The sequence below is a fragment of the Archangium sp. genome (assembly GCF_036277355.1).
Classification (GTDB): domain Bacteria; phylum Myxococcota; class Myxococcia; order Myxococcales; family Myxococcaceae; genus Archangium.
Genome location: NZ_DASUNC010000112.1, coordinates 59091 through 68037 on the forward strand (window position 1 = coordinate 59091; position 8947 = coordinate 68037).

Annotated in this window: 9 protein-coding genes; 6 read left to right on the plus strand and 3 right to left on the minus strand. The window is 69.1% G+C overall.

The annotated features are described in order from the left end of the window. Positions 1-5 precede the first annotated feature (5 nt). A complete protein-coding gene (locus VFZ09_RS29160; protein WP_329730976.1) occupies positions 6-2408 on the minus strand; it encodes an endonuclease MutS2 in 2403 nt (800 codons plus the stop codon). A gap of 80 nt (positions 2409-2488) precedes the next feature. Here VFZ09_RS29160 and VFZ09_RS29165 point away from each other — a divergent pair, with 80 nt between their 5' ends. From VFZ09_RS29165 to VFZ09_RS29190, 6 genes are read left to right on the plus strand one after another with little or no spacing between them, the layout of a single operon-like run. Then, complete coding sequence (locus tag VFZ09_RS29165) at positions 2489-3187, plus strand: tetratricopeptide repeat protein (RefSeq protein WP_329730967.1); 699 nt, start codon at positions 2489-2491, stop codon at positions 3185-3187. A 60-nt stretch (positions 3188-3247) separates the two neighbouring features. Then, the gene (locus VFZ09_RS29170; RefSeq protein ID WP_329730968.1) at positions 3248-4519 is read left to right on the plus strand and encodes an adenylate/guanylate cyclase domain-containing protein; all 1272 of its coding nucleotides are present in this window, start codon (positions 3248-3250) and stop codon (positions 4517-4519) included. A 16-nt stretch (positions 4520-4535) separates the two neighbouring features. Beyond that, positions 4536-5729: a DUF1343 domain-containing protein gene (locus tag VFZ09_RS29175; protein ID WP_329730969.1), complete on the plus strand. Its 1194-nt coding sequence runs from the start codon at positions 4536-4538 to the stop codon at positions 5727-5729. Continuing rightward, a complete protein-coding gene (locus VFZ09_RS29180; protein ID WP_329730970.1) occupies positions 5726-6409 on the plus strand; it encodes a hypothetical protein in 684 nt (227 codons plus the stop codon). Before VFZ09_RS29175 ends, VFZ09_RS29180 begins: the two co-directional genes overlap by 4 nt. Continuing rightward, positions 6406-6966, plus strand: coding sequence for a nicotinate (nicotinamide) nucleotide adenylyltransferase (nadD, locus tag VFZ09_RS29185; protein ID WP_329730971.1), 561 nt, complete (start codon positions 6406-6408; stop codon positions 6964-6966). Before VFZ09_RS29180 ends, nadD begins: the two co-directional genes overlap by 4 nt. A 51-nt stretch (positions 6967-7017) precedes the next feature. Then, the gene (locus tag VFZ09_RS29190) at positions 7018-7497 is read left to right on the plus strand and encodes a hypothetical protein (RefSeq protein WP_329730972.1); all 480 of its coding nucleotides are present in this window, start codon (positions 7018-7020) and stop codon (positions 7495-7497) included. Between the two features lie 101 nt (positions 7498-7598). Here the strand turns inward: VFZ09_RS29190 and VFZ09_RS29195 are convergent, their stop codons facing one another. Further along, positions 7599-8762 carry a hypothetical protein gene (locus VFZ09_RS29195; RefSeq protein ID WP_329730973.1) on the minus strand — a complete coding sequence of 388 codons (1164 nt, stop codon included), beginning with the start codon at positions 8760-8762 and terminating at the stop codon, positions 7599-7601. Between the two features lie 77 nt (positions 8763-8839). Continuing rightward, positions 8840-8947: IS3 family transposase (locus VFZ09_RS29200; protein WP_329730923.1), on the minus strand; the 108-nt coding region annotated here is incomplete at its 5' end.

The following is an 8947-nucleotide window of genomic DNA, read 5'->3' on the forward strand; positions in this document are numbered from 1 at the left end:
TTGCCTCAGGCCCTCAGGGCGACGACCGTGACGCCGTCTCCGCCCTCGTGGTTCTCTCCCGGACGGAACATGCGGATGTACGGCGAGGCCGCCAGGTAGTCGCGGATCGCCTGCCGCAGCGCTCCGGTGCCGTGCCCGTGGATGATCAGCGCCGACTCCTCGCCGCTCCTCATCCCCCGGTCCAGGAACGACTCCACCTCCGAGAGCGCGTCCTCGGCCCTCATGCCGCGCACGTCGCACCGGTAGTTCGTCGCCTCCACCGCCTCCGGCGCCGCCGCCTTCGCCCGTTGCAGGTGCTGCACCTGCTTGTTGCGCTCGGGGAACTTCGACTCCTTCGGCTTCGGCGCCCTCGAGCCCGACAGCTCCGACACCGGCACGCGCATCTTCATGATGCCCGCCGCCACCAGCACCTGCTCCCCGTGCAGCTCCAGGATTTCCACGTCCTTGTTCAACCCCGCGTGCCGCACCCGCGCGCCCACCCGCAGCTCCGCGGGAGGCGGGGCCTCCACCTGGAACAGCTCCGCCCTCGCCGCCCTGGCCCGCTGGTTCGCCTCCTCCGCCCGCTGCAGCAACTGCGCCCGCGCGTCCGCCGCCGCCTTCTCGTTGGACTGCGCCCGCAGCACCTTCAGCAGCTCCTGCACCTCCGTCGCCGCCTGGTCGCTCGCCGCCGCCACTTCCTCGTTGAAGCGCATCAGCCGCGCCTTGCGCTCGCGCTCGAACTGCTGCTTCTGCTCCTCCAACTGCGCCCGCAGCCGCTCGGCCTCCTCCGCCGCCACCTTCGCCCGGTCCAGCTCGTCCTGCAGCTTGCGCCGGTCCTCCTCCGCCGCCGCCAGCGCCTTGGCCAGCGCTCCTCCCGCGTTCATCGCCAGGTCGCGCGCTCGCGCACAGATGTGCTCCGGCAGCCCCATCCGCGACGCCACCTCGATGGCCGACGACGCACCCGCCGCGCCCAGCTGCAGCTTGTACGTGGGCGCCATCTTCTTCGCGTCGAAGCCCACTCGCGCGTTGAGGAAGCGCGGATCCAGGTGCGCCAGCGCCTTGAGCTCCTCCAGGTGCGTGGTCACCAGCACCACCGCCCCCTTCGTCAGCAGCTCCTCCAGCACCGCGATGGCGATGGCCGCGCCCTCGCGCGGATCCGTGTCCGCGGCGATCTCGTCGATCAGCACCAGCGAGTTCCTGCCCACCGACAGCGCGATGTTGCGCAGCATCACCACGTGCGCGCTGAACGTGGACAGGCCCTGAGACAGATCCTGCGCGTCACCCACCGTCGAGTGCACCGAGCGGTAGAGCGGCATCCTCGAGCCCTCGCCCGCCGGAATGGGCAGGCCCGCCCGCAGCATCAGCGCGCACAGGCCCACCGCCGTCAGCGTCACCGTCTTGCCGCCCGCGTTGGGACCGGACACCACCAGCGCCCGCGCCTCGCCCTTCATCTCCACGTCGTTGGGCACCACCTCGGTGTCCCGCAGCACCAGGCGGGGGTGACGCAGCCGCAGCAGCGTCAGCTCCTCCACACCCGAGAACTCGGGCGCGTGGGCCCGCAGGTCTCCGGCCAGCACCGCCGCCGCCTCCACCTCGTCCAGCTCCGCCACCGCCGCGATGCCCTCGAGCACCTTCGCCGACTCGCGCCCCAGCTGGTTCGTCAGCTCCTGGAGGATGCGCCGCTCCTCCTCCGTCACCACCGACTGGGCAATGGCCAGGTCGTTGCCCATGCCCACCAGCCCCTCGGGCTCCACGAACAGCGTCTGCCCCGTCTGGCTCGCGTTGTGGACGATGCCCGGCACCTCGCCCCGGTAGTTGGACACCACCGGCACCACGTACCGCCCGTTGCGGATGGTGTAGTAGTTCTCCCGCAGCTTCGGCAGGAAGCTCTCGTCGCGGAGCTTCTCCTCCAGCCAGCCCTTGATGCGCCGGTGCAGGCCGCGCACGCGATCCCGCGCCTCGCGCAGCTCCGGGCTCGCGCGGTCGGAGATCTCCCCATCCGCCTCGAAGCTCCGGTCGATGCGCACCGCCAGTTGCTCCAGCACCGGCAGCCGCCGGGAGATGGCCGCCAGCCGGGGCACCACGTGCTGCCGCTCCTCCAGCGCCTCCCGGGTACGCACGAAGGCGAACAGCAGCTGCGCCGACGCGATCAGCTGCCGGGGCTCCAACAGGCCGCCCTTCGAGGCCAGCTCCAGCGCGCCCCGCAGGTCCGTCACTCCGCCCAGCGGCAGGGAGAACTGCTCCTGGGCCAGCTGCCGCGCCTCGGCGATCAGCGCCAGGGCATCCGCCACCTGCTCCTCGCCATCGAGGAACGGCCGGGCGAGCGCGCGCTCCCTTCCGGGCTCGGTCCGGCAACGATGGGCCAGTGCGCGGAGCACGTCCGCGAATCCAAGGTCTTCGAGCGTTCTCTGGGCAATCTGCACGGTCATGGGTTTCATGCGCCACCGGGGCGCCCGTCAAGAAGAAGGTAGGGTTTTGAAAGCCAGACCCGCTCTGCTATCTGCCCGCCATGCTCTGGCTCGTGTTGGCGGGCACGCTCGCGGCGGCCATGGACGCCCCGGTTCCCGGGGACCTGACAGCGGCCCTGGCCCGGGAGGCCTCGGGTGACAGCGCCGGGGCCCTGCAATCCGTCCAGGACGTCCTGCGTGTCTGGCCCGCCGAGGCCCTCCCCCGGTTGGAGGCGGCCCGGCTCCTGCTGAAGTTGGGGGGGAACCTGGATCAGGCGGAGACCCACCTCGACGTCGCCGCCGCCGTGGCCCCCGACAACCCCCGGGTCCATTACCTGCGCGGGTTGTTGTGGGAGGAGCGGGGCCACCCCCTGAAAGCGGCCCGTTCCCATGAACTGGCCGTCTTCTATCGTCCGTCCTACGAGGATGCTCGTTTCCGGCTCGCCGGCCTCTGGGCCTCCCTGGGTGACTGGCTCAAGGCCGAGCTCCACTACCGCTTCCTCGCCCGCTCCCGTCCCGAGTGGGTGCAGGTGCGTCTCCAGCTCATCCATGTCCTCGAGCAGCAGGGCAGGGCGGCGGACGCGGAGAAGGAGTTGCTGCGCTTGAAGGACGAGCAGCCAACGAATCCCCTCGTCATTCGTCGGCTGGTGGACCTCTACGAGCGCACGGGGCGCGCGAAGCTGGCGGCGAGGCTGCGAGCGAGCCTGGAGCCGCCCGCTCCCCCCAAGAGGATGCGTCCCCTGCGCCCGTCGCGCCGGTAGGAAACCTTTCGTCCCCTCCGTGATTGCGTGGAAGGCGCCACTGCATACACTGCGCCCGCTTTGAAGACCGCCAACCTCGCCATTGTGTTCACCGACATCCAGGGCTTCACCGAGCGAACCAGCCGGCAGACCCTCGAGGAGAACCAGCGCCTGCTCAAGGTGCACCATGATCTCCTCACCCCGGTGTTCAAGGCCTTTGGCGGGCGCATCATCAAGTCCATCGGAGACGCCTTCCTCGTCACCTTCGAGTCGCCCACCCAGGCCGTGCTCAGCGGCATGGCCATCCAGGACCGGCTCTGGCAGCACAACCGCTCCGTGCTCGAGGCCGAGCGGCTGGACGTGCGGGTGGCCATCAACGTGGGCGAGGTGCGGGTCGAGTCCAACGACGTCTTCGGCGAGCCCGTCAACATCGCCTCGCGCGTGGAGTCCATCGCCGAGCCCGGCGCGGTCTTCTTCACCGAGGCCGTCTACCTGGCCATGAACAAGGCGGAGGTGCCCTCGCAGGAGGTGGGCGCCTTCGAGCTCAAGGGCATCCCCGGGAAGATCCGCGTCTTCCGGGTGCCCCACGCGCCCTACCGGGTGGAGGTGCCCACCGTGGTGCACGTGTCGCCCGGGTCCGGGGCACCGTTCCTCCAGGAGGCGCCGCCCTTCGGCAACCTGGCCCTCTCGCGCATCCCGAGTTCGGCGCTCGTCGTGGGGCCGGATCTGGCCGCCACCGCGGCGGCCCTGGGCTCGCGCGCGGCCACCGCCGGCGGCAGGCTCGTGGAGCGCACCCGCACGGTCCTCCAGTCGGTGAAGGCCGTTCCGCGTCCCTCCGCGCTCGCCTCGCGCAAGCTGGCGGTGGGCGGCGGCGTGCTGGCGCTGGTGCTCGGCATCGGCTTCGTGATGCGGGACAGCGAGGTGGAGAACGCCATCGAGGCCGTGGCCGAGGCCTCCGCCAACAAGGAGCAGTTCTCCCTCAAGGAGAAGCTCAAGCGGGTGCAGGACGCCGAGAAGCTCATCAGCCAGGAGAAGGATCCGGGGGAGAAGGCCTGGCTCCATGGGCAGCTCGCCGAGGCGCTGGATGCACCCGGTCAGGCGGTGGGTTTCTACCGGAGCGGTGTGAAGGCCGGCCACGGCGACTCGGAGGACCGGCTCATCGAGCTGTTGGAGTACCCGGAGTGCCGCGTGCGCGTCAGTGCCGCGGATGCAGTGGGCGACCTCAGGCTGGCCTCCGCGCGCGGCGAGCTGGAGGACCTGGCCGATGATGGAGGCCCGGGCGAGGACTCGGGCCTGTTCGGCTGCGACTCGCGCAAGGCCGCGAAGGAAGCCCTGGAGCGGCTCGGCCGCTGAGAATGTGGGGGACGACATGAGACGGGTGAAGACAGGATTGGATGTCTGGGTGGAGCAGGGCTTCGCGCCGCTGAAGGGCAAGAAGGTGGGCGCCATCGTCAACCCCACCAGCGTGGACTCGCGCTTCCGCCACCTGGCGGATCTGCTGGCGCAGACGCCCGGGGTGAAGCTCTCGGCGCTCTTCGGCCCCGAGCACGGCATCCGCGGCGAGGCCCAGTACATGGTGGCCGTGGGCGAGGCGCGCGACCGGCGCACCGGCGTCCCCGTGCACAGCCTCTACGGCTCCACCTTCGAGTCGCTCTCGCCCCGCGCCGAGTGGCTGCGGGGCCTGGACGCGCTCGTCTTCGACATCCAGGACGTGGGCAGCCGCTACTACACCTACGTCTACACCATGGCCCTGGCCATGAAGGCCGCGGGCAAGGCCAAGGTGCCCTTCTACGTGTTGGACAGGCCCAACCCGCTCAACGGCGTCACCATCGAGGGCAACCTGGTGGGCGAGCGCTACCGCTCCTTCGTGGGCCTGTACTCCATTCCCAACCGGCACGGCATGACGGCCGGCGAGCTCGCCCGCCTCTTCAATGACGAGCAGGGCTTCGGCTGCGAGCTGACGGTGGTGCCCATGGAGGGCTGGCGGCGCGAGGACTTCTGGTCCGACACGGGGCTGCCCTTCATCTCGCCCTCGCCGAACATGCCCACGCCGGACACGGCGCTCGTCTACCCGGGCATGTGCCAGGGCGAGGGCACCAACGTCTCCGAGGGCCGCGGCACCTGCCGTCCCTTCGAGCAGTTCGGCGCTCCCTGGGTGGAGACGGACGCGCTGATCGCCCGCCTGGAGCGCGAGAAGCTGCCCGGCGTCGCCTTCCGCGCGGTGGGCTTCACCCCTACCTTCGACAAGTACAAGGGTGAGTCCTGCAATGGGGCCTTCATCCACGTCACCGACCGTCACGCCTTCCTCCCGCTGCGGACGGGTCTGGCCATCTTCCAGGCCCTCTACGAGCTGGGCCAGGGCGGCAGGTTCGCCTGGCGCGAGGACGCCTACGAGTTCGTGGACGACGTGCCGGCCTTCGATCTGCTCTGTGGCACGGACCAGGTCCGCCGGGGGATCGAGGCCGGTTGGCCGCTGGATCGTCTGATGGAGGGCTTCGACACCCAGGCCCGGGACTTCGCCAAGCGGAGGGAGCGTCATCTGCTGTACGCTCGAGGGTCGTGAGCCAAGACGTCATCGGGATCGTGTCCGACAGCCATGGGGACCTGGCCGCTTTCGACGCGGCCTATGAGCTGTTGCGGGCCAAGGGCGCCCAGCGCTTCATCTTCCTCGGCGGCCGGTATTCCGACCTGGACGAGTGGATCCTCGACCGGCGGGAGCGCAGCCGGGGAGGCCGGGAGTACTCGGGGGCGGACTTCATCGAGGACGTGGCCAAGTGGCTCGCCGTCACCGAGCAGAAGCCGCGTCCGCGCTCGCTGTCCGTCTCGTTCGACGCGCTCAAGGAGATGGATGCGGATCCCCTGCTGGTCCGCGAGCACTTCCTGCGCACGCCGGAGCGCGACTCCATCCAGTACCGCGATCCGAGCATCCCCCGGAAGGTGCTGGACATGGTGGGCGACACGCTGTGCTGCCTCACCTACGACAAGAACGACCTGAGCCGGGATGACCTGGTCAACGCGGTCATCTTCATCCACGGCAAGGAGTCCGAGCCGAAGCTGGTGCAGATTGGCCCGCGCTTCTTCCTCACGCCGGGCCGGCTGGCGGGGGCCGCGGAACAGACGTGCGCCCTGCTGGAGCGGGTGGACAAGGATCTGCGCTTCTCGGCCTTCCGGCTGGATGGGAAGACCGTGCTGGAGCCGCGGACGTTGGCGGTGGATCGACGCAACAAGCTGTCCGTCAAGTGAGGCCCCCCGTGCAGGTCGCGCTCCTCGGAGGCTCGTTCAACCCGCCGCACGTGGGCCATCTGATGGCGGCCCACTACGTGCGCGCCACCCAGGGCGTGGACGAAGTGTGGCTCATGCCCACGTTCGTCCATCCCTTCCGCAAGACGACGGCGCCCTTCGAGCACCGCGTGCGCATGTGCGAGCTGATGTGCCGGGACGCCGCGGGCTGGATGAAGACGTCGAAGGTGGAGAGCGAGGTGGGCAAGGACGGGCGCACGGTGGACACGCTGGATTTCCTCCGGGCGCGCCATCCGGAGTACCGCTTCTCGCTGATCATCGGCTCGGACATCCTCAAGGATCTGCCGCAATGGAAGGACTTCGACCGCATCCAGCGCATGGCGCGCGTGGTGGTGCTGTACCGCGCGGGCTACCCGGCCGAGGGCACCGTGGGGCCGCCGCTGGCCGTCGTGTCCTCCACCGACATCCGCGAGCGGCTGAACCGGGGTGAGCTGCCCTCGGACCTGGTGCCGCGCGTGGTGCTCGACTACGCCCGCGAGCACCACCTGTACGGGTTGTGAGCGCCCCCCGTTCCCCGTGGCCTCGGCGGAGCGGACGCGCTACAAACGCGCATGGCCAACGACATCAAGTCCATCGAGATCGGTGTGAGCGTGCGGATGGTGGATGGCAACCTCTGCGCCACCTGGTCCTTCGACAATGAGAATGCGGACCGGGACGGCACCCAGGTGCGGCTGTTCAGCGGGCAGGAGTATCAGGTGACGTACCGGCTGCTCGATCCCGCCTCCTGGAGCCTCGATGCGGCATCGCTGCGCAGGGTCTCCGACTCCAACACCGGCTTCGTGACCCTCACCCAGGGCGAGACGACGTCACCCCAGGCGTTGCCGGAGGGAGCGGGGACCGTGACGGTCGCGGCGTTCGCCTCGGACGCGCTCACCCTGAACGTCACCAACGCGCTGTCCTCCGGCAGCGAGCCCTTCACCGTGGGCCTGTCCCTGACGGTGTCCGCCAGGAACGCGCAGGGGACCCCCAAGCAGTCGAGTCAGGATCCCCAGATGATCCTTGAGCCGGTCATCGCGCCGCCCTCTCCGTAAGTAGGTAGGCAAAAGTTCCTGACACAATGAGCCTGCCCCAGTTATGAGGCTCTCCAGCGGACCTCGATTTACTCGCAGAGGGCCAGCGGGGCCCGCTGCGTTCAGTCCCGAGTGCCTGGGATGACGCCAGAGCGCATCAGGGTCCACAGAAGTGTGGTGGCGTTATGCATGGCTTGGCGGCGCAGAGCGCCCTCTCCCAGGGCATCCAAGGTACTCTTGCGCTCGTCGCCGTAGTCGGAGATGCCCCGGATGACGAGAGTGCGCGTGGGCTCGACGCGCTTGACGGCGGCGGCCATGAGCCCGGCGGACTCCATGTCGAGCGCTTTGAGATTGCGGTCTCGCTTCGCGCGGAGCCACTGGGTAAACTCGTGTGCAGCGCCGACAACGGGCCCGGAGGCGAGGTGGACGTCGAGCAGTTCGGGCTCGGAGCGGAGGAGTCGCTGGCGGACGAGTTCGGTGCGGGCCGGCTCGGGAACGTGCTGGGTGAGAGCCTCCTGGCAGAGCTGGCTCCAGGAGAGGAAGGCCTCGCGCTCGGCGAACTCGAGGTTGCGGACGCGGGAGAGAAAGTCGTGGTCGCCCTGGAACACAGTGCCGCCGAGGGCAAACTCGTGTGAGCCCGGAGCCGCTCCGGGCTGGGCCTTGGCCGAGGCGAGGTAATTATCGACTTGGCTGGCGACGACAACGTCCCCGACGCGCACGTCCGGGTGGAGGCTTGCGGCGATGCCGAGCATTACGACGGTGCGGGGGTTCCACCGGGAGAGGAGGCGCTCGGTGTGGAGCGTAGCGGGCTCGGGGTTCATTTCGCCGATGAATGAGATGACGCAGCGGTGGGGTGAGCCGGGCAGCTCGAAGGTGTAGTCGTACTGGCCCGTATTCTCGTCTCGCTCGGCGCGGAGGGACGTAGGCAACAGCTCTCGGAATACACGAAACTCTTCCTTGAGTGCGATGATGATACCTAGGTCCATAGTGGATTTCGAAGTAGTGGGCTGGGGGCGGGGCTTCGCGAGATTGGCCTCCAATATCCAGACATCGCCGAGGGAGTCGCCCACGCAGATGACATTCTCAGCGGTGGCGAGGCCAAGGAAGGCATCGCTCCCGTAGAGCGTTTGTAGGCATTCTCCTGAGTGGAGGTCCCACAGCTTGAGCGTGCCGTCGGCGGAGGCGGAGAGGGCGCGCCGGCCATCGGGCAGCACCGCGCAGGCGCTCACACTGTTCGAGTGGCCATCTATCGTGGCCAGGAGGCAGCTCGTCTCCAGGTCCCACAACTTGAGCGTGCAGTCAGCGGAGGCGGAGAGGGCGCGCCGGCCATCGTGGGCTTGCCCCGGTTACGTGGACAGTAGGGTTAAGATGCCAACTTCTGCGGTAAGGCCGCAAGCTCAAAATCCACTGGACTGACGTAGCCCAGCGAAGAGTGCCGCCGCTGGCGGTTGTAGAAGACCTCGATGTACTC